The organism is Kitasatospora phosalacinea (genome assembly GCF_030268885.1).
In the GTDB taxonomy this organism is placed as follows: domain Bacteria; phylum Actinomycetota; class Actinomycetes; order Streptomycetales; family Streptomycetaceae; genus Kitasatospora; species Kitasatospora phosalacinea_C.
Genome location: NZ_BSSA01000043.1, coordinates 1 through 26373, shown reverse-complemented (window position 1 = coordinate 26373; position 26373 = coordinate 1). Strand labels below are relative to the sequence as shown.

Genomic DNA, 26373 nt, shown 5'->3' with positions numbered 1-26373 from the left:
GCCCCGGGGCGGCCGCCGAGCCTGCCAGCACACCGGCCGCCCCGGGCCCTCCACCGCTCCACCCAGCCCAGACCGAGCCAGCGAAGAGAAGGAAGAAAGCCATGGTTGACGGATTCACCAAGTGGGTCAACTCGCTGACCGCTGCCGCGCCGAAGAGCGCCGAGATGCGGGAGCTGATGCGCCGCCACGACCGGTGGCTGGCCGGCGCCCAGCTCGGCCGCACCTACTACGCCCCCGACGCCTACTACCAGTGGCAGGAGGGCACCGGCGCCAGCCCGGTCCTGGGCTGCTACCACTCCGTGGTCTTCGACGACCGCGGCCGCGACCGCCTCTACACCCCCAGCGGCTCCGACTCCATCGCGCTGTGGCTGGACTGGGGCGGCCTGGACGGCGCCGAGCCGTCCGTCCCCGGCCGCCCGACCCAGCCCTACATCACCGGCCGCCTCCAGGACTGGGACCACCCGGAGCTGTGGACGATCAAGCAGGTCACCCGCTGATGGCCGCCGAGAAGCTCGTCGAGGAGATCCTCACCAGCGGCGGCGGCACCGTCCAGGTCGTCCTCCTGGACGGCGGCGGCGTCCCGGACGCGGAGCACGGCCCGATCTGGCGCTGCGGCGGTTGCGGCGACGGCTCCTTCTGGGCGCTGACCGACACCGACGGCCTCATCGACCCGCTGCGCCTGGTGGCCCGCGTCGCCCGCGACCACGCCGAACTCTGCACTCGCTGACCAGGAGGACTCCCGTGCCCGCCACCCTCGCCACCATCGCCGCCGACCACGGCCGCGACCTCGCCTACCTCGCCGACACCGACACCGTCACCGCCGACACCGTCACCGAAGACCTGCGCGACGCGGTCACCACCCTTCAGATCCGCGGCCACGACACCGACGCCGAACTCCTCGGCCAGGCCCTGACCCTGCTCGACCAGGCCGCTCACCCCGGCCACCGGCACACCGGCAACACGCACGTGCTCCTCGACCAGGCCGACCGCCTGCTGCGCCGCGAGCTGCCCGAGATCAGCCGCGAATACCGCACCACCCACGGCACCCGCTGACCTGACCCTGTCCCACCCAGCCCCGGCGACCAGGAAGGAGACCCGCGATGCCACTGCTCACCGCCACCCGCCCCACCCGCTCCACCGGCTTCGACACCGACGCCGCGGGCCTGCTCCTGGTCGCCGAGGTCGAGCACTACCTGCGCAGCCTCACCCCACCGGGCCGGACGACCGTGGCCACCACCGCCCCGACCGCCCGCCCCGGCGGCGCCCTGGACCTCACGCAGCTGCTCCAGGCCGCCGCCCCGACGGTGGCGCCCGTTGCGGCGGCCGGGTCAGTGCTGCAGCCCTGGCACCACCCGTACCCGCTCCCGGCCCCGACCCTCACCGACCGTCTGCTCGGCCGCCGCCCCGTCGCCGACACCACCGTCGAAGAGCACTTGGACCTGGTCGCCGCCTACATCCACCGCCACGGCTGGACCCAGGGCCAGCTGTGGGCCGCCGACGGCGCGGTGTGCATCCTCGGCGCCCAGCTCCACGTCCTCGCGCACGGCTTCGGCACCCCCTACACCGCCACCCGCGCCCGCCAGCGCCTGGGCAACGCCCTCGGCCGCCTCGGCCACCCGGTGCCCGTCGACCGCTGGAACGACCAGCCCGGCCGCCGCGCCTCCGACGTCCACCACCTGCTGCGCACCGCGGCCGCCCACTCCTGAACACCCGGCAGCACCCGCCCTGCCCTGCCATCGCACCGGAGGACCCGCCATGACCTCGGAGACCGCCACCGTCGCCAGCATCCGCATCCAGGACGTGGTCTGGCGTGCCGACCTGACCGTCAACGGCCAGCCCTACCCGATGCACTACAAGTTCCCCGACCGCTACCGCGGCCGCCGCCTGGGCGCCCGCGCCCTATTTACCGCGGACGGGCTGACCGAGCGCCAGTACACCGAGATGGTCGCCGCCCACGAGCTCGGCCACGCCGTGCTGTGGCTGGCCGCGGGCCTGCACGTGACCGGCATCGCCATCTCCGGCACCGGCCGCGGCGCCGGGCACACCCGCGCCCGGCGCACCGGCATCGCGGATGAGGCGCTCTGGCTGCTGCTCGGCGCCGTCGCCGGGGAGGTCGCCCAGGGCCGGTGGCTGCGCGAGGTGGGGCTGTGGACCGAAGACCGGGCCGTCCTGGTGGAGGCCACCGCCGTCAGCGACCGCCAGGCCGTCCTGCGCACCGCGGTCCCCGCCCCCCGCTTCGGCACCGTTGCCGGGGCCGGCGGCCTGGGCCAGGACTACGTGCACCTGCAGTCCCGCGCTGACCAGGAACTCGAGCGCCTGTGGCTGCAGCTGACCCGAGCCCTGCCCCACCTGATCCAGCAGCAGGTCCTTACCAGCCGCGAACTCGCCGACCACCTCGGCCTGCCCCTGAACGCCCCGTCGGACGCCGACCGCTGACCGACCCGCACACAGCGAGGCCCCGCTTTGGCGGGGCCTCGCTGTCGTGGACGGTCGGCGGTTTCACCGACAGATCCTGCACGTAGGCGCTGATGGAGGTCCTCCGGCCGACCGGCGGCCGGAGGACCCCTCAAGGATCACAGGCACATCAGCGCGGTGATCGCGATGACCGTGAGGGCGAGCATGCCGGTCGCGAACTTCGCCCACTGCCAGAAGTCCTTGTTGTCGACCAGCTTGTGGACCAGCCGCAGGAGGTCGCCGTGGCCGGCCTCGGCGGGCTCGGACGTGACCGTGGTGGAGTTGTGGAGCACCAGCATCCCGACCTTGCCGTCCAGCACCTGGTGCTGCTCCGCCGCCGGGCGGTCCAGCTGCTGGGGTACGAGGACGGCCGGTTCCTGCTCTGGTGCCGGACCGGAGTTTTCCTCGGCGGCTTCCTGCACGGCCGCGATGCGGCGCTGGAGGGCAACCCGCCCCCATGCCCGCTCGGCCGCCCGGACCTCCTCATCGAACAGTTTGCTCCCCACGCACAGGGCCGTGACGATGTCCAGGGGCGGCAGGATGCCGAACTCCATCATCGCGTCCACGGCGCTGACGGTGAGTGGGGCTCCCAGGCGCTTGGCGGCGGCGACGAGTTCCGTGGGCGGGACGGCACCCGGGGCGCTGCGCACCTCGCGCAGCGCCTGCAGGAGCTCCTTCTCGCTCGAGACCTCCTCGAACAACTCGGTCCATCGCCGCGGGCCAAGGGCTGGCGTGCCGTCCTCTCGCAGGACGAAGCCCCTGTCGGATTGGGCCTGGGTGCTGACTTCCCGGTGGCGCTGCACCCAGGACTCGACGGGGCCGTCGCAGGCGCGGACGTAGGCCGTGGTGATCGACAGCGAGGGCAGCCCGTTGCCGGAGGCCGCCTGCGACAGGGTGCTTGCGGAGTACATCGCCCGACGCGAGAGCTGCTTGTAGCTCAGCCCCGCCTGCCGGCGCAGGCTGCGCAGGTCCTCGGCGAACGCCCGCACCTCGGCTGGGGTGTTCCAGGGGATCTGCTTCTCAGGCCGCGGCATCGTGCTCACCCGCCTCGTGCCCGGTCGCAGCGGTCTCCAGCACCACTGGGGCCTCCAACTCGGAGGCCCGGTGCTGCTCGGGCTCCACCGACGGTGAGGGGAGCACCGCCGTCGGCGAAGTGGCCGGCACCCCGGCGGCCGCCGGAGTCGCGGGGCCCGCCGGGGTGCCGGTGTCGGCGTCCTCCGCGGTGCCGTCCTTGTTCTGGTTGAGCTGGGTGATCACCTGGGTGGCGGCCAGGGTCAGGGTCGGCACGGTGACCACGGCGGCGGCCACCGACATGCCCAGGGCGACGAGCAGGGCGATCACCGCGCAGATCGCGATGAGCGTTCCCATCCACAGCAGGACGGTGTGCGTGGGCGACGGCTTTGAGCCACCGCCCTTGCGCGGGTTGGGCGGGCTGGTGAGGGCCATGGAGGCCTTCCCCTTCTCCGCGACCGAGGCCGCGGTGCCGACGCCTACCTGCTTCGGGGTAGGCGTGGGGCAGGCCCCTGCTCCAGGGGCCTGCCCGTTCCACTAGTCGGTAGCGACCCCGCTGCAACCCGGGAAAGCGTCGCCACTACGAATTAGACATCATGCAACCCCTATCTGGAAAAGCCCTATCGGTGGCACTTTGTATCGATCATGAAATGCCGTCAGATTCGAACCCAACGCTCCGGTAGTCGAACATCCGGGACGGTTTCCTGGGGGTCGCGCTCGGAGGAGGAGGGATCGAAGATCCTTCCGGGTTGTTCACCGGTCCCGTCTGCTCTTTGATCGGCTCCTGCGCATCCGTGCAGGTCAGGAGGTTGTTCGCTGATGGAAGCCAATGGAATTGATTCGAGTATCATCGAGCGGCAATTCAGACTGGAAAACAATCAACCCGGGGCACACGCTGATGTCCGTACCTTCCGCCCCGGAGGCCCGTGACGGGAGGTCGAGTGCTGCAATAACGCCGCACTAGTCGGAGCGAAAGTTGAAATATCGGGAAGGCCCTGCAACGCCGACTCGAATTGCCGCCGGATGAGGGGATGCACATGAAGGTGCTGGTCAGGGTTCCTGATCTCCGCGATCGCCGGAGAGGCACGGCCTCATCGTCCATTCTCCGCGCTCGCGGCGGACAGGGCTTCTGGCATGCGCTTTCGGCTGTCCCCGCCCAGGACAGCGCATCCCGCACAGGGGATGTTCAGTCCAACTCCGTTGTTCGGTAACGGTTGATCACTGGTCCACCCGCCCCGAACAAGGCCTACCAGGCCCTCGTCGCCGGTCCCACCGGCCGCGGGGGCCTCGTAGTATCCCGGGCCTGCCGGGACTCCCGCCTCCTGCAGCACAAGGGGCGCAAAACGGCGAAGCCGCTCACCACCCCCGCGCCCCCGTCGAGCGGACACGCGCCTTCTGCCACACCACAGCGCCCACCGCGCCGCCGGCGACGGCCCGCCCCGGCACCGCGGCCGGCCGGATCCTGGCCGCCGAGACCGAGCCCCATCTGCCCGGCACCAGCGTCCCGAGCATCCCGGGTACCGCACCGTTCGCGGTCCGCACCTGCCGCGCACCCCGCGGATGCTCCGGCTCGTCCAGGTGACGTTCAACAGCGGCCCGCAACCCGCACGGTGAGGCATGGGTTGAGCCGATTACTGCTGCTCGTCCCGCCCCGTGGAGTCTGCCCCGTGCGTGTTCGTTCCGTCCTCGCCGCCGTCCTGTCCGCCGCCGCAGCGGCCGCGCTGCTCACTGTCCCGGCTGACGCCGCGGCCGCCCCCGGGCTTCGCACGGCCGCTCCGGCCGTCGCCGGGCAGCACCGCGCGGGCGAGCAGGTCACCACGACGCTTCGGGAGGCGATCGACGCGCTGCCGGTGGCGGAGGAGTCCCGGGAAGGCTACGAGCGCACGAAGTTCCGGCACTGGGTCGACGCCGACAAGAACGGCTGCAGCACCCGGGCGGAGGTGCTGATCGCCGAAGCGGCGAGCGCGCCGTTCGTCGGCGCGAAGTGCTCTCTGTCGGGCGGGGTGTGGGTCTCGCCGTACGACGACATGGTGCTGCAGGACGCCAAGGCCCTGGACGTCGACCACGTCGTCCCGCTCGCCGAAGCCTGGGACTCCGGCGCCTCCGCCTGGTCCGCTGCCGAGCGGCAGGCCTACGCCAACGACCTCGACGAGCCGCGGGCACTGATCGCGGTGTCCGCGAAGTCCAACCGCAGCAAGGCGGACAAGGACGTCGCGGAGTGGCTGCCGCCGGCCGAGGCCTACCGCTGCACCTACCTGACCGACTGGACGGTGGTGAAGACCCGCTGGGGCCTGAGCATCGACCAGGTCGAGGCGGACGCGCTGCACCGCCTGGCCGCCGACTGCCCCAACAACGAGGTCACCGTCACCCTCGCCCGCTGACCCGCCCGTCCCAAAACCCGACCACCAAGAAGGGGTAGCGAGCCCTGACCTCCTCCCGCGAAACCACCGCTCCGCGGACCACGTCGACCCGGCGGTGTTCGCCGCCGCGCTGCCGCAGCACGTCGTCTCCGCGACCGTCCTGGTCACCGACACCGACGACCGTGTCCTGATGCTCCACCAGGCCCGCCCCTACCCCGGCCACCCGGCCTGGTGGCAGCTCCCCGCCGGGCTCGCCGACCCGGGCGAGGCCCCGCCCGCCACCGCACTGCGCGAACTCGCCGAGGAGACCGGCCTCCACCCCGCCGGGGTGCTGCGCCCGCTGGCCGTCGACTACCGCAGCGCGGCCGACGGGTGGCCGCCGGTCATCGACTTCGCCTTCGCCGCCGACCCGCTCCCGCCCGGGACGACGCCGGTGCGCCTGAGCGCCGAGCACGACGCGTTCGCGTGGCGGACCTGGGAGCAGTGGGAGCCGTTCCTGCAGATCGAGCAGCGGGCGTGGTTCACCTCGCTCCACGCCGCCCACCGGCGGGGGAGCGTCGTGGTGCTGGTCGACGGCCGAAACACCGCGGAAACCGCCACAGGCACGGGCGCGCCGGTGCCACCGCCCGCACGCCCGGGAAGCTGACCTACCGGCCGGCACGCAGCGTGCCGGCCGGTAGGCCGCTGGCGTGTGCGGGCGTCCGGCGGCCGTCGACCGGTGCTCACGGGGAATTCACCGCGCAGGGTCTGCCCGCGTAGCGCGGGCGGGGGTCTCATGGACGCGGCCTCGGCGATGTGCGCCGAGCCGCGCACCCAGGAGGCGCCCCATGCGTTCGACCACCCGGATCCCGGCCGCGGCCGGGACCGCCCTCGCGCTGGCCCTCAGCGGCCTCGTCCTGGGCCTGGGCGCCGCACCCGCGCACGCGAGTACCTGCTCGCGCTCCTACCTGCCGCTGCCCGACCCCACCTGCACCCCGGGAGCGTACAACCCGGACGTCACCCAGTCGACCATCCAGTCCACGATCTGCGTCTCCGGCTGGACCGCGACGGTGCGCCCCTCCACTTCCTACACCAACGCGCTCAAGGTCCAGGGCATCGCCGACTACGGCTACGCCGACACTCCTACGAGGAGGACCACTTCGTCCCCCTCGAGCTCGGCGGCGCCCCGCGCGATCCGGGCAACCTGTGGCCCGAGCCCTACTCCGGCAGCCCGAGCGCCACCACCAAGGACGGCATCGAGACCAAGCTCAAGAACGCCGTCTGCTCCGGCCGCATCACCCTGGCCGCCGCCCGCAGCGCCATCAAGACCAACTGGACCACCGCCCTCGCCGTGACCGGCATCGGCTGACAGCCTGCACCGGCCTGCTCGCGGCCTTGCCTGCGGTCCGGGCCGGTGCGGCGGGGGCCCGGCTTCAGGGGGGAATCGGCCGGGCCCTCGTCCGCTGCACCCAGCACCTGCCCCAGGAACGCGCCTTCATGCTCTTTGGCGAGCGCCGGACACGAAGATCGGGGCGCAAGCCGGCTACGGGTGCCGCCGGACGCCTGCGCGCCGCCGACCCCAGCGGTGTTCTGAGGCTGGTTCATGCCCGCAGCCGTGCCGGACGACGTTCGGCACCCGCACCGCCCGGCTGTCCGTGCGGCGCAACCGTCGGTGCGGTCGGTGGCTGTTCCTGGCGAGGAACTCCGCGGCAGCCAGCACCTCTCCTTCCGGGCCCGGAGCGGCTCGCCCTGCGCGGCGGGTGCGGCGGTGGGGCCGGGAAAGGGCAGAGGGTGGCTCCGCCCTGGGGCGTGCCACCCTCGTGGGCGCCGCGCCGGGAAGTCGCGGTGAGCCCGGTATCCCTTGTTCGTGGTGCAGCCACTGCGCCAGGGAAGCTCCGGCCGTGGCCGAAAGGTGCGCTGGTTTCCAGGGTGTCATTCCCGCGCCAGGGTCAGCAATGCGGCTCGGCCGAAAATGAATCAATCCTGCCCTGTGTTCATCGCTGAGCTGCGGTGACAGGGGGGCGTAGATACGGTTCCGCGATCCAGGTGTGTCCTTGAGGGGGTGGCGTGCTGGTCGAAACGGAATCAATGGCATGGCTATGGCAGATACGGATTGTGAGCGGTGCGTCACCGGTGGGAGGATCACACCGGTTCGGCGTACGGGGCCGGGAAGCCCTGCCGAACCGTGTTGGTGCAGCCGACCAGTCGCGTCCGTCCGCGGGCGCGACTGCTGCTCATGAAAGGGAAAGCCCATGCGCACCCCCGCTCCTTCAGTACCCGCTTGCCTTGAGCCGACCGCCCGGCCCGCCGGGCGGCGCCTGACGGTCACCGAGGCCGTGGTCATCGTCGTCATCGTCCTGACCGCCGGCGCCCTCGCCCTGGCCGGGCTGCCGGTCGCCGCCGTCACCGGCCTGCTGGGCGCCGCCACCTACGCCGCCCGCCGGGCCGTTGCCGGCCTGCGCGAGCACAACATCCCGACGGCCGGCACCGCCTGACCCACCGTGGGACGGCATGAAAAGGCCGTCGCCGCTTCCACCCGGCAGCTGGAGGTCCTGGCGCTGTGGCTGCGTGCCCAGCGCCGGGACTGCGGCCTGACCTACGCGGCGATGGCGAAGAAGAGCAACCACACCTACACCTCCACCGCCTTCTCCCGCGCCGCCAGCGGGAGCAGCGTGCCGACCTGGAACCTCACCGAGGCCTACGCGGCCGTCTGCGGCGCGGACCTGCGCACCGCGCGGAGCCTGTGGCGTACCGCCCGCCTGGCCGAGCACCGGATCCGGCAGGAGGCGAGGGGGGACGTCTCCGGCCAGGACATCGCCGCCAAGCTGTACGACGTCCTGGCCACCCAGCCCCGCCTGATCTCCGACTACGTGAACCTGCGCCGCGCGATGATCGGACTGCGCGCCCGCAGAGGCCAGCTCTCCCTCGCCCAGCTCCAGAAACTGGCCGGCCGCAGCGACAGCGGCGCCTGGCGCCTACCGGCCAGCAGCCTCGGCGCGATCCTGCGCGGCGAAGCCGCCCCGGACCTGCGCCACGTCCTCGCCTTCGTCCACGCCCTGGGCGACGGACGCCGGGAAGCCGAGTGGGCAGCTGCGTGGAGCCGGGCAGAGCGCGGCGGAGGCGGCAACCTCGCCCTGGGCTCCTGGTACCAACTGGCTGACATGGTGAACACCGCGGACACCCGAAGGCCCCCGAACCCCGTCAGCTTCCGGATCAGCGCCCTCACCACCGTGCCGATCCCCGATACGGCCGCCGTAGCGGCCCACCTCCCCTCGGCCGTAGACCTCACCAGCGACGACCTGCACTTCCTGCACTCCCACGGCCTCACCGTCCACGAAGCCGCCGAGCACGGCCCAGTGCCGCACCTGCCCTTCGGCGGCTACACGCCCGCGGGCCTGCCCATCCGCATCCCGCGCCACGCACACGCACCCCGATGGGCCACCCGGCCCTCCCTCAACTGACACCCCGTCCGCCCCGCCGACCCGAGGGGCCACCACCATGCCTGCCATCGCCACCCGTCAGCACCGTCGCCTCGACCTGACCGCCCTCTACGACCTCCACCACCACAACTACCTGCGCTACGCCGAACTCCTGCTGCGCACCGGCGACGCCCACCGCGCCGTCGACGACGCCTTCGACGCCCTCGCCGAGACGTGGCAGCAGGTCCTGTCCACCTCCAGCCCCGCCGCCTGCGCCTGGCAGACGGTCCGTGACCACGTTCGGGCCCGGGCCGACCCCGCCCGGCTGCAGCCCACCGCCCACCTGGAGCCGCCGCAGCAAGACGCCCTGCTCCTGCACACCGTCCTCAACCTCCCCCTGGACGTGGTCGCAGACCTCACCGGCGCCGAGGCCGCCACCGTCCATGTCCACCTACGCGCCCTCACCGCCCGCACCAGCCGCCCGAAGCCCGCCTGATCCAGCACGGCCGGGCGGCGACCTGAGCTGGCCTGGACGAACCGCGGCAAGATGCGAGCGGTGCGCGCCACCGCAGCAGGCCGAGGCGACCGCGCTGGCGCTGAGCTCGGGTGCCGCGGGACCCGAGCGGAGGCAGGTCCTGGGTTCAGCCGACGCGGTGGTGGTCAAGTGGAGTCCCAGCGGGTGACCTGCAGGACGATGCCTTTGCCGGTGGTGGAGGTGCTGTTGCTGACGACTTTGAACCAGATGAGGGATCCGCGGGCAGTGAGCAGGCAGTAGCCGGTTCCGGTGGCGAGTTGGCGACTGTCGGTCTCGCTGGGCAGTCCCTGGCGTTCGACGTCCTGCAGGCACTGGTCAGGGCTCGGCTTCTGGGCGGCGGACTTGCCCCATCCTCTGGCCTGGACCACGACGATGTTGTTCAGCCCGCACTCCTGGACGATGAGGTCTCCGGTCCCGAAGGGGGCTTCTACAGGGCGGGCGCTGGGGGTTTCGAAGTCGGCGCCCCACAAGTCGCACTGGCTGCTCACGCCGAGGGTGAGTTTCACGTCCTGGTAGGCGACCTTCCACCCCTCGGCGTCGGCGGCCGCGTCCGTGGGAGAGGGAGGCGGCGCGGAGGTGTGCGGCGCGGTGCCGCCCTCGGCGGGCGCGGAGGGCTGCACGGTGACGGTGGCGGTCGGGGCCGCCGCGCTGCCGCTCCCGTCGGCTCCGTTTGAGCGGGTGGCGATCACGGCGACCGCGACGGCCAGCACCACCACCGCGGCCACCAGCGCGCCGACGGTGACCCGCAGGAGCCGGTGGGACGTGCGGGCAGGCGGGGGCGGCGCCAGGGGCGGCCCGGCGGGGACGAAGCCCGGCCCGGCGGGCGCCGCCGCGGGCGGGTGCGGCCACCACGGCTGCCGGGGGTGCTCGACCTCCTGGCGCAGCCGGGCGCGCATCAGCCGGTACTCGTCGCTGTTCTCCTCCGCGGGACGCTCCGCGAGCGACAGGAACATCTGGTGCGCCTGGTCCACGGCGAGGCTGACTGCCCGCCGGTCCTCTTCCAGTTGCGCGGCCCGCACACCGGTCTGCCGTAGCTGCTCCTCGGTCTCGGCGGTGGGCTGGCCGGCCTGCCGCAACCGCTCCAGATGTTCCCGGAGGTAGGCGATCTCGTAGTAGCGGCGCGACAGCTCGGCGTTCACCCGGCCCCGCTGCGCGTTAGCGTCCAGCTTGCTCCTGATCGCGGAGTGGATGACGGACAGCAGGGTGTGGCGCTGCTGCTGGAGCACGGCCTCGGGTACGGACGGGTTGCTCTGGCGCAGCGCCTCGATGGGCGGCACCTTCTTCAGGGACAGGTCGTGGAACTCGTCGGCCGTGAACGCGGCCCTGTAGAGGCTGTGGGTCCTTTCCCTGACCTCGTCCGCGAGCGGCGTCCCTATTTTTCCCTCGACCATGTTCAGAAAAGCATCGACGAATTCATCCGGCGGAAGATTGTCGCCGTTCTTCCACCGGGTGACCGTCGACTTGTTGCGTCCGACTGCGGCGGCGATTTCCACCCCGGTCAGGCCGGAGCTCTTCATCAAGGCTGCTATCTGGTCGGCGAAAGCCTTCCGTTCCGGCCCGCCTCTGGCGCTCAGCCTGCCGCGGCCGCCATCCTCTGCTCCAGGACCTGCTACCTCGCCCGAACTCATTTCCGTGTCCACCCCTCGTGTGCGACCACCACGGACCCCCCGTCCGGTATTGCAGGCGCACCCTATCCCCTGCGGCTCCCAGCGCACACCCGTGCAGTTCCGGGCCGGGTGCACCCCCGCAACCGGCCCGGAGCCGGTCCCTTCGGCCCCGTCGGCCGCAGTTGCGGCCTGTGTAACCGGCTGTCAGCAACGCTTCAGCTACCTCATCGAATACCGGCTGCCCAGCAGGTCGGGGCGTGTTTTGCGCCCCCGCAACCATTCCTGTCGAAAAGCGGCCGGAAAAACGGCCCCTGGTTTCAATTCCGCAACCCGGTCTCCCAGAGAAAAGATGGATCCACAAGCCGCAGCCAAGCGGATGCCACCTCTTCAAAGGGAGACCCAAATGAACCTGTCGATGCTCATCAGGACGGTCACCGCAGAAATCATCGCCCTCGTCCTCGGAGCAGCGCTCATCCTCCCGCTCGTCGTGATCAGCCTCCCCGCGCTGCTCGTCCTGTCCTTCAGCGCCGCAGGGCACAACCGGACCGTCAGCCTCATTTCGCTGATCGCCGATTGGACGCGCCGAAACCCCCGCACCAAGCCGGCCCCGACCCGCACCGGGCCGCGAAACCCGGTGCGCACGACGGACAGGAGCAGGTGACCTGTCCCGGGCCCGCGGCTCCGCCGCCCCGGGCCCGGGACAGGCACTTCCAGCCCAGCGCCGCTGTGCACGCGGCCGATAAGGAACTGGTGGTGCGCGCCGCGGGCAATGGATGGCGGCGCACACCACCGCCACGATTCTCCTCCGTCCCGTACCGCGGTCCGGCAGCGATCTACGTCTTCGCGGGCAGGAGGAGGCCTCCTCCCGCCCGCGGCGCCGTGCTACGCCTTCGGATTGGCCGTCTAAGTCCAGTAGCGCTCCACCACGGCTTCCATGCCGGCCAGCCCGGCATCCAGGCCGAGCTGGCGGATCCAGTCGTCGACTTGCTCCTGCCGCTCCTGCACGACGCGCAGGTCCAGCGCTGGGTTGGCGCGGAAGATGCCTCCGTGCGACCCGCCGCTGTCCGGGATCTGCTGCAGACCTTCGGGGTCCAGTAGGTCCGCGACCGGTCCGTCTGCGACGAGGTGCAGCTCACGCGGCTGTGCCACCAAGGAGGCGTCGATGTCCGCGAGGCGGGCCAGCTCCGTGACCACGGCGTCGTCGACGAGCGTTCTCACGAGGCCGTCGAACAGATCCGCCAGGACCGGCACCTGGTACAGGAAGGGCCACGCCATGTGCTTCAGGCTGGCGGCGAACAGCCGGATTCGGGCGTGGACGTCGATAGTGACGGTCGCCATCGGCGCTGTGCTGGTCGTGCCGTAGACCTCGGGCAGCTTGACCGTCGCCACGGCCTCTACGGGGTGCTCCACCGGCGAGTCGCTGTTGATGCGCCACACCAGCCGCGCGGTGCGGGCCCGGTTGTGCCCAAGGCGGTGGAATCCGTTGAACCCGCCGTCCCGCTGCATGAGGGCGAGCAGAGCGTGGGGCAGCGGCGAGTTGTTCAACGCCTTCGCGAGGGCGGAGACCCCCTGCTCTGACAGCGGCCGCCAGCTGCCGGCCTCGCCCATCGGGAGGTTGATGCCGGTGCGCAGGATGAAGTCCTCTGACGCCTTGCCGTCGCCGCGGACCTCCAGGCGTGGGACCATCAGGCTCTGCCCCAGGCCCAGCGCCCCGCCGACCTGCTCTTCGCGGACCAGCTGCAGCAGCCGGGCCCGGTCCGCGGTGGAGTTCTGCCCGCTCAACCGGATCGGCGCCTTCAAGTCGATCAGTACCGGCCGCGGGGCGACGGTGTGGTCCACCCGGACCACCACCACGCTGCGCCCGGAGCCGTCGTTCAGCGGGACGGGGATGAACGTCGGCTCCCACGGCGGGTCGAGCCTGGCGTGGCACGCGGCGGCGATCTTGTCGATCGTCTCCTGGGCGTCGACGCCGACGACGCGCTCGGCGCCGTCCTCGGCCTTGTCGAGCACGCCGACCATGATCAGGCCGCCGTAGGAGTTCGCCATCGCCGCGACGGTTTTCACCAAGCTGGAGGAGAACTCGCGCTTGAACTCCAGTGTCAGGCTCTCCACCTGCTCCGGCTGGTTGGCGAAGGCGCGGATGCGCTCGATCGTCAGGTCCGCCGCTGCCGCGGCGAACAAGGAGGTAGTCATCCGCACATGCTTCACCAAAAGCCGTGCGAACACAGCGAGTTGGCGGCAACCGCCGCGCCGGCCCGCCTCTGCGAAGCCTCGAGCAGGCGCCCGGTGCCCCTCGGCCTCCAGTACCGACTCCCGGCAGAGCGCACCCTCATCTTCTCCGGACCGTTGGCAGTGCCGATCCACCCGTCGGCCAGCTCCGATGTGACGACATGGCGCCGTACCGTCGTGGCGGCACGGCGCCATGCCGTCGTGGCGGAACGACGCCGTGCTGCCACAGCGCGCGAAGCGTGCCGGACGGCCGTCGCCCGTGGCGGCTACCCGGTGAGCGCGCCAGCTCAGCTGGGTCAGGCCGAGTGCGAAGCGGTGATCCGGTTGAGCATCAGCTCGGCAACCGCCGACAGCACTTCGGGATCGAGGTGGGCGGCCAGGGCGTCGACGATGTCCGACGGGCTGGTCAGCGGGATGACCAGCTGCTGCAGCGGAGGGTGCTGGGCCCCGGGGGCATTAACGCCGTTAACGGTCGGGCTGGCTGAGCCAGACTCCGACATCAAGGGGACCTGGGCGTTAACGCCGTTAACGGTCTGGTCGCCCGAGCCCGCCTTGGCGTCGATCGGGGCCGGAGCGTTAACGGCGTTAACGCTCGGGGCGCCCGCCTCCCGGCGCGCGGTGCGCTGGCGGGGCGCCGAGGGCGCCTTGATCGCCTGCTCGGCGGCCGCCGCCTGCTGATCCTTGGGGAGCCGGCCGATCCGGCGGCCGTGCTCGACCTTCAGCTCACCGGCCTCGACCTTCTCCTGGAGTTCCGGCTCGAGTCCGAGCAGCGCCAGCCGCTGGGAGACCCACGCCGCGGTCTTGCCCAGCCGCTTGGCGACCTGGCTCTGCGAGCCGTGGACCTTCACGAGGTCCTGGATCGCGCGGGCCTGGTCCAGCGGGGGGACGTCGACGCGCTGGATGTTGGCGATCAGCGCGCTCTCCACGAGGTCGGAAGCGCTGCCGGCCAGGTCGTCGTTGACGTCGATCCGCAGCTCAGTCAGACCTGCGAGGTGCGCGGCAGCCAGGCGGCGGTTGCCGTCGACGACGACGTACTCGGCGCTGTCCAGCGCGTCCTCGTGGCCGGGGTGGACGGCGAGGAAGGACGCCCGCCGGACGATTGCGACCGGTTGGAGCTGGCCCCTTTGCAGCAGCGACTCAGCGAGCTCATCCAGATCGGTCAGCTCGTCGCGGGGGTTGAACGGGTTGTGCGCCAGCAGCCCCAACTCGACCGAAGCCGGAGGACGCCGGCCCTCCCCGGTGCGGATCTGCTCACGGGTCCGCACCCGCCTGGGCCCCGCCTCGGCGGCCTCACCGTCATCACCGATGCTGAATCCGCGCGTGACCCGCTGCGCCGGGGGCGTCATACCGCAAGCTCCTTCGCCAAGTCGCGCATCACCTGCGCGTGTTCACTGTCGGGCGCGTACTCCAGCAGCGGGATCTCCCCGTCCGCCGCCTCACGGCCCTCCTTCAGGTCCCCGATGACCGCCAGGACCGAGGGAGAGCTCGACTTCTCCCACTGCTCCCGGTTCTCCTGAACGAGCTTGCCGCGGCGGCTGTCGTAGGCGTTGATGACCAGCCCCAGGTAGTCGACCTGGATCCGCCCCTTGCGGCACAGGTCGTCCATCTGCGTCTTCAGCAGCCGGAACGCCCGGTGCGACGCCTTGTTCGCCCACACCGGCGTGATCACCCCGGAGCGGTCGGCGAGCTCGCCGTCCCGGCGCCGCACGTAGTACAGCGCGGTGTCCATGTTCAGCCCGAGGCTCGGCGGACCGTCGATGATGATGACGTCGTAGTCGTCCTCCAGCGGCTCCAGCGCCCGCTCCAGCGCAGCCTCGCTGAAGGACACCTTCGACAGGGCGACATCGCGCAAGAACGCGTCGTCGGACGCCGGGAGCAGATGCAGCCGGTCGCCGAACCGCTCACCCCCCAGCGACACCAGCAGCTCGCGGACGTCCCCCTTCGCGGTCCCGTCCATGTGCATCATCAACGTCTCGACGCCGTCCTCGTACATGAGGTCCTCGAAGCCCAGCTCAGCCGTCAGGTGCCCCTGCGGGTCGTAGTCGACGATCAGGACCCGGCGGCCGGACTCGGCCAGCGCCTGCGCGATCCCGGAGGAGATGAACGTCTTGCCCACGCCACCCTTCTGGTTCGCCACTATCACCCGCACGACCGGCTGGGCCACCAGCGGCGCGGACGGCGACGGGTGCTCCTCCAGCCACAGCGTCAGCGCCTGCGCCAGGCCCTGGACGTAGGTCACCCCCCGCTCGCTGCAGGTGCTCTTGAACCGGTCCGGTTCGCCGGACGGCAGGAACGTCCCCCAGGTCTTGGCCCCGGTGGTGTCCACCTCCGGCACGTCCTCGACCTCGTACCAGGCCTGGATCGCGTGCTCGGTGGCGTCCTGGATGTCCAAGCCGTGCTCGAACGCTCGGATCTTGAGGTGCCGCCGCAGCTGCGGTGGCAGAGAAGTGATTAGCTTCTCTCGCTTCTGACTGGCCATAGGGCTGCTCATGAGGCCGAACATTACTAGGTTGTCTGGCTGGTGTGCTGGAGCCACAACAGTGGCTCCAGCCACGATGCCTGTCCGGTTCCAGCAGCACCCTCCCGGCAAACAAGCCCCGAGGAAACCGGCCCGCGGCCCTCGGGGGCTGGTTCAGCGGGCGGTGCGGTCGTCGAGGACGACGCGGGGGCCGTTGCCGCTCTCTTGCTGGTCGTGTTCGCCGCGGGGCCGGGTGGCGGCCACCACTTCGGCGATCCGCTCGTAGGAAGTGACGGCCAGCGACCAGGTCTCGATGTCCCGGGGCTGCTCGACGCCGCGGTGCACGGTGGCGTGCAGGGCGTTGAGGAGCGCGACAGTGGAGCGCCCGGACAGGTCGGTGGTGAACGGCTTCTCCGGGTTGGGGCGGTCCCACTCACGGGAGCGCTCCTCGGTGGCGTTGAAGTGCGAGGTGCCGCCGGGGGAGGCGGCGCGCACCTGTTCGTTGAGGAAGTCCCAGGTGTGCGGGTGGCACTCGACGGTCAGGGTGTGGATCGCGCTGGCCTTGCGCAGGGTTGCCACGTGCGCGGACCACACGAAGACGGGCGGGATCAGGTCGGCGGTGCCGCCCAGCAGCCTCTCCCCCTCGCGGCGGTCGACAGCGGAGCGGAAGGCAGCGGGCTCGGACACGGTCAGGTTCTCCTCGGTGCTGGTGACGGACGGGCTGCTGTCGCCCGCGGCGGTGAAGTGGGCGGTGCTCTGTGCGTGCTGTACGGGGGCCGGTTCTTCAGGGGCAGCCGCAGGGGCCTCCTGCCGCGCCGGATCGTCCGGCCCGCTGTCCGCGGGCAGCCGTGCTCCCTCCGATGCGAAGGAACCGGTCGCCGCCTGCAGCCGCAGCTCACCGAGCTGCTCCAGCAGCTCCTCGATTCGTTTCTGCTGCGCGCCGGATTCCCGGTGGTAGCGCGCCGACTCGCTCTGCTCCTTGCTGATCACGCCGATCAGCTGGTCGCGGTGCGTCCGCAGCTCCGACAGGACGGCCTGGGCCTGCTGTTCGATGTGCTCAGGCAGGGCCTCGACCGAGTTTTTGATCGTGGTGCTGTCCTCGAGCAGTCGGGTGGCCTGGCCGAGGAGCTGCTCGACGTTGCGGCCGGTCTGGGTCACGTTCCCCCCTTGAGGTGTGCGGCCGGTTACGGCCGCGGCTGCACCAGGGTGGAGTTCGCGCACCCACCGTGGTGGCCGGAGTTGGGGGTGTGACCGGAAATCAGATCATCACTGTCCGGATCTGGTTGGCTACATTTTGTTCTGATGGCCCGTCGGCCCTTCGCGCTTGCCGGTCTCCGCCAGAGGCAGCCCAGCCGTCCCCGTTCGATAACCAGGTGTGGGGCGTCGTCCTCCGCCGCGCCTCAATCATGAACGCCGACGAGTACGCCGTCCTGCTGACCCCCCCTGGCGACCGCGCCGCCTACGAGCTGCTCGCCGCCCGACTCATCAAGGAGGCCCCGCCACATGACCAGGCCACGCCCCCGCAACATCCCCTCCGCCACGTCCCCGCTCGCCCCGCCACCCAGCCCCGCCTGGTGGCGAAAGTCGGCCCGCTGCGCGCCGGCGACCAGGCCGCCGAACCCGCCACCGCCTCCACGCCGGAGTCCGCGGCCGGGCAGCCGCTCGCCGCGGACGCGCCGACCGACTCCGAGCCGCAGCAGCCCGCCACCCGCTCCCAGCGCGGCCGCGGGCCTCGCCCCGCCCCCGAAGCAGCCTCCGCCGTCGCCACCACCGTCCGCTGGGACCTTGAAGAAGCCGCCGCCCTGGACCGCTGGATCCTCGACCTGCACGCCGACGCCCACCGCACCCGCCTCGACAAGAGCGAGGTCCTGCGCGAGTTGGTGCGCCTTGCCCAGGAACACGAGCCCACCCGCCTTGCCCTCCTCAAGCGGCTCTGACTCGACCGCTGCGGTGGGCGACCCACCTGCCGCAGCCCGCCGTCGCCTGCTCTGCCGAAACCGCGGCCGGAATTTCCACCGCGGTGCTGGCCTGCTTCGTCATCAGCACGCGAGATCCCCACCAGGAACAGGCTCGTCGAAACTTGCTGCAGCATGTCGTCGACGGCCATTACCCTCCGGTCATGAACCCTCTGCTTGCTGCCAGCTTGTTGCCCAAGCAGCCTGAGACCTGGCAGCCCATCAGCCGACGGCTGGCGGGCGAGCCCCTTGAGGATCCCATCGAGGACTTTCCCAACTATCTCCGCGACGGCCTCGTCCACTGGGCTGAGCGACAGGTCAAGGAGGACCTTGCTCGCAAGGTCCTGCTGCGCCTGCGAATGCAGCAGATGGAGTACAGCACCATGGCGAGCTCGCTGTGCAAGCGGCTGGCCAATCCCTACGTCGATCGGGCGCTCGACATCCTAGACGCCCTGGTGTTCTTCGGGCGCCTGCCGCTGGCCAAGGCGTTGGACGAGCTGGAGGAGATCCTCTTCGACGGGGGTTCCGTCTGGCGTGTCGATCTGCAGGAGGGCTGCCTCGAGCGGCGGGTGGATTCGGCGACGAAGGCCCTGGTGCAGCAGGCGAGGGAGAGCGCGGCGCGGTCGGGCCGGGACGAGGCGAGCGCGCTGCTCGCGACCGCCTGGGCGAAGACCTACGGTGTGCATCCGGAACCGGATGCGGCGTACGCGGCCGCGGTCAAGGCTGTGGAGTTCGTGGCCGGCCGTATCGTTCTGCCGAAGAACACCGACCCGTCCCTCGGGCAGGTCCTGTCGACCCTGGACCAGGGGCGGCAGAAGTACGAGATGGCGATCCCCGCCGCTGACGGTAACCCCGCGTCGATCGACGCCTTCGTCAGCGTGCTGGAGCTGTTCTACCGGGGGCATCGGGACCGCCATGCCGGCGGATCCACCAACGTGCCCACCACCCAGGCCTCGGCCGAGGCGGCCGTCCCGCTGGCCGCGCTCCTGGTCCACTGGTTCACCCAGGGCGTCGTCCGCAAGCTCCCTGACCAGCCCAAGCGGCGACGCAAGAGCGGTTCGGGCGGCGAAGTCGGGTCCACCACAGCAGGGTGACGCGCAGCACCTGCTGGGAGGGCCAGTCAGTGGACGCTGTCGGGTTGGAGGGAGGGCGGGGACCGAGTCCAGCCGGTCGCGCCAGCGTAGCCGTCGAAGTCGGTATCGAAAGCGAAGCGGGGCGCCGGGTTCACCCGGCGCCCCGCTCGGCCTTCGTGGGCCGGCTGCGGCAACAGCCTCGTGGCCCGCTCCCCTTTTGTTGATCACCCGACAAGCCAGGGAAACCTGTCCTGGAACAGTCTGCTTCCCGTGATCTGTTACCACAATAGATCGCGGGACATGGAGCGGGTTTTTGAATTAATGACTGAGGCCGCATGGGCTCTGAACTGCAGATTTCCTGTGGACTCTCTATGCCAAAGTTGTCGTCGAAGTCCAGTCGGCGCGGGACGATCTGAATTAATGGGGCCCCGAGGATATGCCGTATGGACTTGCATCATTGACTGCTCTGAAGGGATGATCCTGATACCCCGTCAGAAACGCGGACGGCAATCCGCAGGGGTACGCACATTGTTGATCACCCGATAAGCCAAGAGGCCATAACTTCATGAGCATCGAGATCCAGCGCCCCCAGCCGCTGCGCGGCAGCCTGCCGGTCGGCGCCACCACCATCGTGATCCTGACCGTAGTGGTCGTGATCACCGCCACCATCCGGCCCGGAGTGCTGAACAACCCGCTCGCGGCCACCGCGGCCACCACGGTGGTGGGCACCGTTGTCGCCTGGCTCACCGGGCGGGCGCTGCGCAGCACCCAGCGCCTGCGCTGGAACCCGGGCCGGTAGTCCGTGGCCGGCCGTACGAAGGCCGGTGTCGAGCCGGGGCTGGCGGAGGATCTCGCGCGGTTCCTCCGCCAGCTCCGGCGACGGCCCGACGGCACCGACCTGACCTACATAGAACTCGCCGACAGGCTCGACGGCGCACGCTACTGCTCGGCGGCCACCCTCTCCCGGGCGGACCGAGGCGGAGACTGCATTCCCCGGCTGGAGACAGTCCGGGGCTACGTGAAAGCCTGTGGTGGCTGGGCTCATGACCAAGAACAGGCCCGACGGCTCCTGGCCGCCGCCCACCGCCGACGCCGACGCGCCAAGACCGCCAGCACGTACGCCGATCCCCGACTCGGCGCACGCGCAGCCCGCCGACAGCACCCCGCAGTCGCCCCGCACCCCCACTACATCCGCACCCCGGTCGACTTCCAGCTCGGTCTGCGCTCTTACCGGGAGGAGAACGGAAGCCTCTCGCTGCGCGCCATCGCGCTCAATGCGTCCAGGAGCGGCTACCCGATCTCGAAGAGCGCCGTGGACCGCATGCTCTCCCAGCCCCGTTCGTTTCCCACCTGGGACCAGGTGATGGCGGTACTGGTGGGCTGTCGGCCCAAGCGGATGCCGGACCTCAACGTCTGGCACAGAGCCTGGAGACATGCGTTTGTCCGGCCCAAGTCACCCGCGGCGGCAGCGGTCTGGGCGAAGAACGAGGCCATTCTCTCGGTGCTCATGGAGGACCGTGTCCTGCTGGGCCTCCTCGCCTCCCTCTCTGATGCCCAGGGTGCACCGACCGTGCTGTCGGAGAGGGTGTGGAGAGCCGTCTCGGCGGAGCGGAGCTGGCCCCACGCCCCCCGTGTTCCGGCTGTCGCCTATGGCTGATAGCCGGTGCAGGGCGGGGTGCGCCAGCCACCGGAAGCACCACCGGCTTGGTCAGGACGGCCGGGACCTGTACGCCCGCTGACGGCCGCTCAGCGCCCCGCCGGACCCCGAGTCCGTACGGCGCGAAGCGGCGGGGCCGCCACCGACTGGTGTCGGCCCCGCCGCTTCGGTGTCGAGCTGTACGGCGGCCGGATCGACTGCGAGTACACCTATATGTCCTGGTCAGCGACCCTGGCCCGGGCACCACGCTGATCCCTTGCTACGCCTACCCGAGGGGCGCTCCTGGTACGAGCCCGACACCGCGGGCCGCTGGACCTGGCGGAGCGACACCGCGTAGGACGGCGCGGATCGGGTGGACCAGACCCGCTGCACCCCCGGAACCCGCTCAATTGGGCCCCGGCCGGGGTGCCCGCACCGGCACGGGCTAGATGCGGCAGGATCTCAGACCCTCGCTCGACCGGGGAGCTCCATCCGGGTAGTACGGTGTCGCCATCCGGCACCGCGGCCGGGACAGAGCAGTGGGGTGGAACCATGACCGTTGCCTTCGAGGTGGCCGACCTGACTTTGAAGGACGGCACAGTGGTGCGGCCCCCCACCGACGGGATGACCGTGTTCATCGGCCCGAACAACAGCGGCAAGTCAAAGCTCCTGCACGAACTCGCTGTATTCCTGACCACCAATCAGGGACCGTCGAATCCCCCTACTTACTGGATCGCGAGTACGAACATCCGGAGCAGCGGCAGTTCTGCAGAGTTCGTCGAGTGGCTCCATGCCAGAGGCGAGGAGCCGAGGCCGCACCCTCAAACAGGTCAGCCCACCTACGTGCTGCCTGCAGGGCAATCCGGCGCCGGCCCTTCCCGAACGCAAGTGATGAATTCCTGGGAAAATCGTTCTTTCCAGATGATCGCTCATTTCCTGGTGGCCCAGCAGTCGACCCAGGAACGGCTGAACAACCAGAGCGACTCGCAACTGTGGGACTCCGCTCTCCCACCCGGTCATCCGACCCAGCACCTGTTCGCGGACCGGGAGGCCCACCACCGGTTCTCCGACCTCGTGCGTTCGGCGTTTGGCGAACCGATCGCGCTCAACCGCTACGAGCAGCAGATCCGCCTCCAGGTCGGCGACCCGGGGATGGAGGACGAGGTCCCCCCGATCTCGCGCGAACTCCGCGAGGCATACCAGCGGCTTCCCCAGCTCAATCAGCAGGGCGACGGTTTTCGCAGCTTCGTCAACCTCCTGCTGCACACCCTGGCCCGGCCCAAGCCGGTCATCGTGATCGACGAGCCCGAGGCATTCCTCCATCCGCCCCAGGCCCGGCTCCTGGGCCGCTATCTCGCGGAACTCCCCCCATCGCCCTGCCAGGTCTTCGTCGCCACCCACAGCGCCGACTTCGTGAGCGGCATCCTGGAAGCCACCGACAAGCCGGTGGCCCTGGTCCGGATCTCCCGCAGCGTCTCCGGCCCCCGCGCCAGGGTCCTGGAGCCCGAGGACGTCGCGCAGATTTTGCGCACCCCGGCCCTGCGCTACTCCAACATCATTTCCGGCCTTTTCCATGACGGCGTCGTCCTCGGCGAATCCGAAGGCGACTGCCAGTTCTACGCCGCCACCTTCGACACCCTTGCGAAAGGTCGGCCGAACAGCAACCTCGTCTTCCTGCCTACCGGCGGCAAGGCTAAGCTCGCCGACACCGCCCGCCGCCTGCGCCAGTGCGGTATCCCCGTCGCCGTCGTCGCCGACCTCGACTTCCTCAACGACCGCGCCCTGATCAAGCGCGCCCTCAACGCCCTTGGCGGCGACTTCACCGCAATCGAATCCGACCTGAAGACCCTTGAGGACACCGTCAACTCCACCGTCACCGTCACCAGCGCTCCGGAGATCAAGAAGGAGATCAACCGGATCCTCGGCGACCCCCGCAACGGGGAAGTACTCACCACCGGGCAGCGCAAGGACATCACCGCGCTCCTCAAGTCCTCCGGCGCATGGTCGCAGATCAAGAAGGCGGGCCTGCCGGCGCTCGGGAGTGGAGAGCCCTACGCCGCCGTGCTGCGCCTGCTCGATTACTTCGCCGGGATCGGAGTTTTCCTCGTCCCTGTCGGTGAACTCGAAGGATGGGTCCGCCAGGTGCCCGCCAGCAACAAGAGCGGCTGGCTCACCAAGGTTTTCGAAGACGGCCACCATCTACGCCCGTCACCGGAACTCGGCGACTTCCGCGCGAAGGTGAATACCTACCTGGCATCCAGCCGGTAGCGAAGTAGGGGCGCCAGGCGTCCAATCAGTCGGTGCTGCGCGCGGTCATGGCGCCCAACGTAGTTCCGGCCCGGGGCGGGAGCGCGGGGTGTGCCCGGATTTCGCGGTTCGGGCCGTCGAGTGAGCCTTCTCCTGCGCCTCCTCCGCGCCTGGGAACACGGTCCCGCTCGACTTGCCGCAAGTCGGCCCTGTGCGGGCTGCTGACGCCCGCTCAGCGCCTCGCTGGGCAAGGGGGGCCGCGCAGCACGGCGGCGGGCCGCCACCAGTCGGTGTCGGCTCCGCCGCTTCGGTGTCGAGCTGTACGGCGGCTGCAGCGGTTTGCCGGCCGGTCCGTGACGCTCCTAACCCAGACAGAACCTGCTTTGCGCACAGTAACTCGCCGTGAGGCCGACTCCGTCCGGGAGCGGGCCCTGTCAGGTTAAGGAGATCTTCATGTCGACTGCCCGCCCCGACCGCCACCCCGCCCGCCCCACTCGCGCCTGGACGTGGCTGCGCCGCAACGCCTCTGCCGTCACCGCGCTGGCCGCCCGGCGATGCTGCCCGCCTTCGCGATGACCGACGACGTCCCCGCGGCCCTGGCCGACATCACCGAGGACCTCGATGCCGCCGCGCACCGCTTGGACGAGGTCGCCGAACAACTCGGCCGCGGCGAGCGGGACGATCCGGGCACCGAGGCCGCCGGCGTGGTGGAAGCCGTCGACGCACAGGTGGTGGTGGACAGCACGGACGACCCGGGGACCAGCGGGAGCTGGGGCGAACCCGCGGGGACACCGCGGGATCAGCCAGGACCCCTGCCGCAGCCGCAGCACCGGAGCACGTCCGATTTTTTCGCGAACAACGCGAACAAGCGGCTCAACCCCGGAGCGATCATGCGTCTGGCCGACGTCGCCCGCCGCGATCCCCGTGTCGTGGAAGAACTGGAGACGTCGATCCAGGCGGCGGTCTACAGCTTCGACGCCAACGAGGTGCTCCACACCGCCGAGCTCCTGCAACGGGTGAAGGATGAGAGCCGCTCCTTGGAGCTGTTGCGCCATGAGCTGTTCACAGCCGGGCGGGCGCTGCCCTCCCGGTTCTGGACCCACTGACCCCGCCGCCCGGTAAAGCACCCTCGTCGGGGCCCTGCACGGCCCGCTGGCGAGCGTTCAGCGCCCCACCGGAGCCGAGGCCGCACAGCACGGCGGCGCGGCCGCCACCAGCCGGTGTCGGCTCCGCTGCTTCGGTGTCGAGCCGCACAGCGGTTGCAGCGGTCCGCCGGCCGGTCCGTGACGCTCCGAACTCGTAGGCCCCGGCCCCAGACGGACCGCGTTTTGCGCACAGTAATTCTCGTGCACCCAAATCTGTCCATGAGTGGACCTGCCAGGTGAAGGAGCTCTCCATGTCGACTGCCCACCCCGACCGCCGCCCCGCCCGCGCCTGGGCGTGGCTGCGCCGCAACGCCTCTGCCGTCACCGCGCTGGCCACCGTGGCAGGCGTGGCCCTGCCCGCCGCCGAACGCCTCCTGCTGCGCTGACCCGCCGACAAGCGCCCCGTCGAGCCCGGCACCGTCCACCGCCTCGCCGTCGGCCCCGTGCCGTCCAGCCCGGTGTTGGCGAGTGCGCCGCTGCCGCACTCGGCCTTCCCCTCGTTGACCGCCGGCGCGCCTCCGGCCGCGGACAGGACCCCGAGAAGACCGCCACCGTCTACCAGCAGATCGTGACCGCCTTCAACGAGCATCCCCGGCAGGTCTTCCGGGTCCGTGAACTGCACGAACTCCTCGGCCTGCCCACCGACGAACCATCGATCAACATCACCCGCTCCCGCCTGGGACGGCTCGTTCGCCAAGGACTCCTCGACCAACCTGGCCGAGGTCTCTACCAGAAACGGACTTAACGCCCTCTGAAAAGGCTCAATGAGTCGTTGAAGGCGGGGATCCAGTTCTCGTACTCGGTGGCGGCGTTGGCGATCGCTTGCAGTGCGTCTGGGGAGCCGAGCGGCGCCCACGTCTCGCGGCCCACGAGGTCGGCGTCACCGGGTCAGCGGCTGGCGCTGACCAGCAGTGCGGCGTGGGGAAGGTGCAGCAGGCCATCGGCGCCGAGCAGGTCCCGGGACAGAGAATCGAAGTGCTGCTTCACTTCGGCGCGTGCCTCTTCCGGCTGGCTCAGCAGCAGCTGCCCGATGAAAGCCACGCCGGCGGCGGGGCCGCTCCACCACTCCTCGGCACTGGCACGGTGGTCCCAGCGCAGTGTCCGACAGATCGGCTCTCGCAGTCCGGCGCCTGCCAGCAGCATGGTCAGGCCGTCCGGGGTGCGGGGGAAGTCGTCCTCGGCGGCGAGCGGGGGCAGTTGCGCCGGCCGGGTCACTCCCGCCGCCTCGACGGCCCGGCCCAGCAAGGACTGGCCGGCCGGCGCAGGGTCCGCCCAGATCGTTAGCGCGATTCGTCCGCCCGGGCGGACCACACGGCGCAACTCCGCAAGCGCGTCTGTCGGGCGTCCCACGTGGTTGAGGACGAAGTTGCCGACCACCGCGTCGAAGGCGCCGTCTTCGAAGGGCAGCCGCGGCAGGATCGCGGTCAGGACCTCGGCGGAGGGCGCGGCCCGTCCTGCCAGCTCCACCATGCTCGGCTCCGCGTCGACCGCGGTCACCCGCGCGCCGCGCTCACAAGCCGCTGCGGCGGCCGTTCCGGTCCCCGTCCCGACATCGAGAAGCCGCGTCCCCTCCCCGACTGCGGCCGCATCGAGCAACCACGGAACCGGATACGCGCACAGCCGCGCGAAACTCCCCGCGAACGCCTCGGCACGCCCCGCCCATGTCCGCCGCTCGTACTCGTCGAAAGCCGTCACCGCACCGATCCTCCCCGGGAACGCCGGCAGCACCTGGTTGCCGTGCGCGAACGCGGCGACCGCCCCCGGCCAAGACCATGGGACAGAAAACTACTGGCAGTCAAGATCGAATGGCAATCAGTCAAGGTCATCGGCCAGAGGGGACACATCCCCGATCCGGCGCTGACGATCTCTGCCGCACAGCTGTGCTCGATTCCCGGCCAGAGCAAACATGCCCCGGAAGATCAGACACAGGTACTCAGGGAGGGTCAGTGGCGGGGGCGGTTGAAGTAGGCGACGGCGTCCGGGCGGGTGGCGAGGTAGGCGAGCAGGGCGCCTGCGGCGAGCAGGGCCAGCGCCTGGACCACGGCGGTGCCGCCGGCCTGGGAGTTGATCGCGAGGCCCAACACACCGATCAGGCCCTGCCAGGCGCCGAAGGCGACCACGCCCGTGCGCAGCGCGCTGCGGCCCTTGTCGAGCCGGGCGGCCAGGGTGACGGCGACGGCGGCGTGTACCGCGGCCCACACCAGGGCGAGCTGTGCGAAGCCCACGGCGGCCTGGGCGGCCTGCACCTGGTCGCTGATCGCTCCG

28 protein-coding genes and 1 pseudogene are annotated in these 26373 nt (G+C 70.7%); 19 read left to right on the top strand and 10 right to left on the bottom strand.

All coding sequences use genetic code 11. The features are described 5' to 3' along the window. Positions 1-101: 101 nt before the first annotated feature. From QSK52_RS36330 to QSK52_RS36310, 5 genes are read left to right on the top strand one after another with little or no spacing between them, the layout of a single operon-like run. Positions 102-497, top strand: coding sequence for a hypothetical protein (locus tag QSK52_RS36330; protein ID WP_285740545.1), 396 nt, complete (start codon positions 102-104; stop codon positions 495-497). Beyond that, positions 497-727 (top strand): hypothetical protein, encoded by a 231-nt coding sequence (locus tag QSK52_RS36325; RefSeq protein WP_285740544.1) that lies wholly within the window; start codon positions 497-499, stop codon positions 725-727. Before QSK52_RS36330 ends, QSK52_RS36325 begins: the two co-directional genes overlap by 1 nt. A gap of 14 nt (positions 728-741) precedes the next feature. After that, positions 742-1053 (top strand): hypothetical protein, encoded by a 312-nt coding sequence (locus tag QSK52_RS36320; RefSeq protein ID WP_285740543.1) that lies wholly within the window; start codon positions 742-744, stop codon positions 1051-1053. 47 nt (positions 1054-1100) lie between these two features. Next, positions 1101-1706 (top strand): DUF6197 family protein, encoded by a 606-nt coding sequence (locus QSK52_RS36315; protein ID WP_285740542.1) that lies wholly within the window; start codon positions 1101-1103, stop codon positions 1704-1706. A 49-nt stretch (positions 1707-1755) separates the two neighbouring features. Further along, a complete protein-coding gene (locus tag QSK52_RS36310) occupies positions 1756-2436 on the top strand; it encodes a hypothetical protein (protein ID WP_285740541.1) in 681 nt (226 codons plus the stop codon). Between the two features lie 137 nt (positions 2437-2573). Here the strand turns inward: QSK52_RS36310 and QSK52_RS36305 are convergent, their stop codons facing one another. Next, on the bottom strand, positions 2574-3488 hold the full coding sequence (locus tag QSK52_RS36305; RefSeq protein WP_285740575.1) for a helix-turn-helix domain-containing protein: 915 nt from the start codon (positions 3486-3488) through the stop codon (positions 2574-2576). Next, positions 3475-3900: a hypothetical protein gene (locus tag QSK52_RS36300; protein WP_285740540.1), complete on the bottom strand. Its 426-nt coding sequence runs from the start codon at positions 3898-3900 to the stop codon at positions 3475-3477. Before QSK52_RS36300 ends, QSK52_RS36305 begins: the two co-directional genes overlap by 14 nt. Before the next feature lie 1232 nt (positions 3901-5132). On the opposite strand from QSK52_RS36300, the gene QSK52_RS36295 reads away from it, so the two are divergent. After that, the gene (locus QSK52_RS36295) at positions 5133-5846 is read left to right on the top strand and encodes an HNH endonuclease family protein (protein ID WP_285740539.1); all 714 of its coding nucleotides are present in this window, start codon (positions 5133-5135) and stop codon (positions 5844-5846) included. Between the two features lie 94 nt (positions 5847-5940). Then, positions 5941-6471 carry an NUDIX hydrolase gene (locus tag QSK52_RS36290; protein ID WP_285740538.1) on the top strand — a complete coding sequence of 177 codons (531 nt, stop codon included), beginning with the start codon at positions 5941-5943 and terminating at the stop codon, positions 6469-6471. Between the two features lie 551 nt (positions 6472-7022). Here the strand turns inward: QSK52_RS36290 and QSK52_RS36285 are convergent. Next, a complete protein-coding gene (locus QSK52_RS36285; RefSeq protein WP_285740537.1) occupies positions 7023-7409 on the bottom strand; it encodes a hypothetical protein in 387 nt (128 codons plus the stop codon). A 647-nt stretch (positions 7410-8056) separates the two neighbouring features. Here QSK52_RS36285 and QSK52_RS36280 point away from each other — a divergent pair. The 3 genes from QSK52_RS36280 to QSK52_RS36270 are packed head-to-tail and all read left to right on the top strand — an operon-like array spanning position 8057 to position 9719. Then, positions 8057-8299: a hypothetical protein gene (locus QSK52_RS36280; RefSeq protein ID WP_285740536.1), complete on the top strand. Its 243-nt coding sequence runs from the start codon at positions 8057-8059 to the stop codon at positions 8297-8299. A 6-nt stretch (positions 8300-8305) separates the two neighbouring features. Further along, complete coding sequence (locus QSK52_RS36275) at positions 8306-9265, top strand: helix-turn-helix domain-containing protein (RefSeq protein ID WP_285740535.1); 960 nt, start codon at positions 8306-8308, stop codon at positions 9263-9265. A gap of 37 nt (positions 9266-9302) precedes the next feature. Beyond that, positions 9303-9719 carry a hypothetical protein gene (locus QSK52_RS36270; RefSeq protein WP_285740534.1) on the top strand — a complete coding sequence of 139 codons (417 nt, stop codon included), beginning with the start codon at positions 9303-9305 and terminating at the stop codon, positions 9717-9719. 164 nt (positions 9720-9883) lie between these two features. Here the strand turns inward: QSK52_RS36270 and QSK52_RS36265 are convergent, their stop codons facing one another. Continuing rightward, complete coding sequence (locus QSK52_RS36265; RefSeq protein ID WP_352230352.1) at positions 9884-11386, bottom strand: helix-turn-helix domain-containing protein; 1503 nt, start codon at positions 11384-11386, stop codon at positions 9884-9886. 382 nt (positions 11387-11768) lie between these two features. On the opposite strand from QSK52_RS36265, the gene QSK52_RS36260 reads away from it, so the two are divergent. Then, a complete protein-coding gene (locus QSK52_RS36260) occupies positions 11769-12026 on the top strand; it encodes a hypothetical protein (RefSeq protein WP_285740532.1) in 258 nt (85 codons plus the stop codon). 242 nt (positions 12027-12268) lie between these two features. On the opposite strand, the gene QSK52_RS36255 is transcribed toward QSK52_RS36260, so the two are convergent. The 4 genes from QSK52_RS36255 to QSK52_RS36240 form a co-directional block, all read right to left on the bottom strand. Beyond that, complete coding sequence (locus tag QSK52_RS36255; RefSeq protein ID WP_285740531.1) at positions 12269-13558, bottom strand: AlbA family DNA-binding domain-containing protein; 1290 nt, start codon at positions 13556-13558, stop codon at positions 12269-12271. Positions 13559-13890: 332 nt separating this feature from the next. Beyond that, entirely contained in the window at positions 13891-14940 is a 1050-nt protein-coding gene (locus tag QSK52_RS36250) for a ParB/RepB/Spo0J family partition protein (protein ID WP_285740530.1), read from the bottom strand. Then, a complete protein-coding gene (locus QSK52_RS36245) occupies positions 14937-15986 on the bottom strand; it encodes a ParA family protein (protein ID WP_435053458.1) in 1050 nt (349 codons plus the stop codon). The genes QSK52_RS36250 and QSK52_RS36245 overlap by 4 nt, the downstream gene beginning before the upstream one ends. Before the next feature lie 240 nt (positions 15987-16226). Then, positions 16227-17210, bottom strand: coding sequence for a hypothetical protein (locus QSK52_RS36240; RefSeq protein WP_285740528.1), 984 nt, complete (start codon positions 17208-17210; stop codon positions 16227-16229). A 215-nt stretch (positions 17211-17425) separates the two neighbouring features. On the opposite strand from QSK52_RS36240, the gene QSK52_RS36235 reads away from it, so the two are divergent. The 8 genes from QSK52_RS36235 (at position 17426) to QSK52_RS36200 (ending at position 24853) form a co-directional block, all read left to right on the top strand. Next, entirely contained in the window at positions 17426-17989 is a 564-nt protein-coding gene (locus QSK52_RS36235; RefSeq protein ID WP_285740527.1) for a hypothetical protein, read from the top strand. A gap of 182 nt (positions 17990-18171) precedes the next feature. Beyond that, on the top strand, positions 18172-19101 hold the full coding sequence (locus QSK52_RS36230) for a hypothetical protein (RefSeq protein ID WP_285740526.1): 930 nt from the start codon (positions 18172-18174) through the stop codon (positions 19099-19101). 544 nt (positions 19102-19645) lie between these two features. After that, a complete protein-coding gene (locus QSK52_RS36225; protein WP_285740525.1) occupies positions 19646-19879 on the top strand; it encodes a hypothetical protein in 234 nt (77 codons plus the stop codon). A 3-nt stretch (positions 19880-19882) separates the two neighbouring features. Beyond that, a complete protein-coding gene (locus QSK52_RS36220) occupies positions 19883-20737 on the top strand; it encodes a helix-turn-helix domain-containing protein (protein WP_285740524.1) in 855 nt (284 codons plus the stop codon). Positions 20738-21268: 531 nt separating this feature from the next. Beyond that, positions 21269-22984, top strand: a complete 1716-nt coding sequence (locus QSK52_RS36215; RefSeq protein WP_285740523.1) for an ATP-dependent nuclease — start codon at positions 21269-21271, stop codon at positions 22982-22984. A gap of 551 nt (positions 22985-23535) precedes the next feature. Beyond that, a complete protein-coding gene (locus tag QSK52_RS36210; RefSeq protein ID WP_285740522.1) occupies positions 23536-24069 on the top strand; it encodes a hypothetical protein in 534 nt (177 codons plus the stop codon). 290 nt (positions 24070-24359) lie between these two features. Beyond that, positions 24360-24494, top strand: a complete 135-nt coding sequence (locus tag QSK52_RS36205; protein ID WP_285740521.1) for a hypothetical protein — start codon at positions 24360-24362, stop codon at positions 24492-24494. Between the two features lie 182 nt (positions 24495-24676). Beyond that, positions 24677-24853 carry a type IV toxin-antitoxin system AbiEi family antitoxin domain-containing protein gene (locus QSK52_RS36200; protein ID WP_285740520.1) on the top strand — a complete coding sequence of 59 codons (177 nt, stop codon included), beginning with the start codon at positions 24677-24679 and terminating at the stop codon, positions 24851-24853. A gap of 143 nt (positions 24854-24996) precedes the next feature. On the opposite strand, the gene QSK52_RS36195 is transcribed toward QSK52_RS36200, so the two are convergent. Together QSK52_RS36195 and QSK52_RS36190 are read right to left on the bottom strand one after the other, a co-directional pair. Then, positions 24997-25803: a class I SAM-dependent methyltransferase gene (locus QSK52_RS36195; RefSeq protein ID WP_285740519.1), complete on the bottom strand. Its 807-nt coding sequence runs from the start codon at positions 25801-25803 to the stop codon at positions 24997-24999. A 248-nt stretch (positions 25804-26051) separates the two neighbouring features. After that, positions 26052-26373, bottom strand: a pseudogene (locus QSK52_RS36190) (hypothetical protein); the annotation flags it as partial.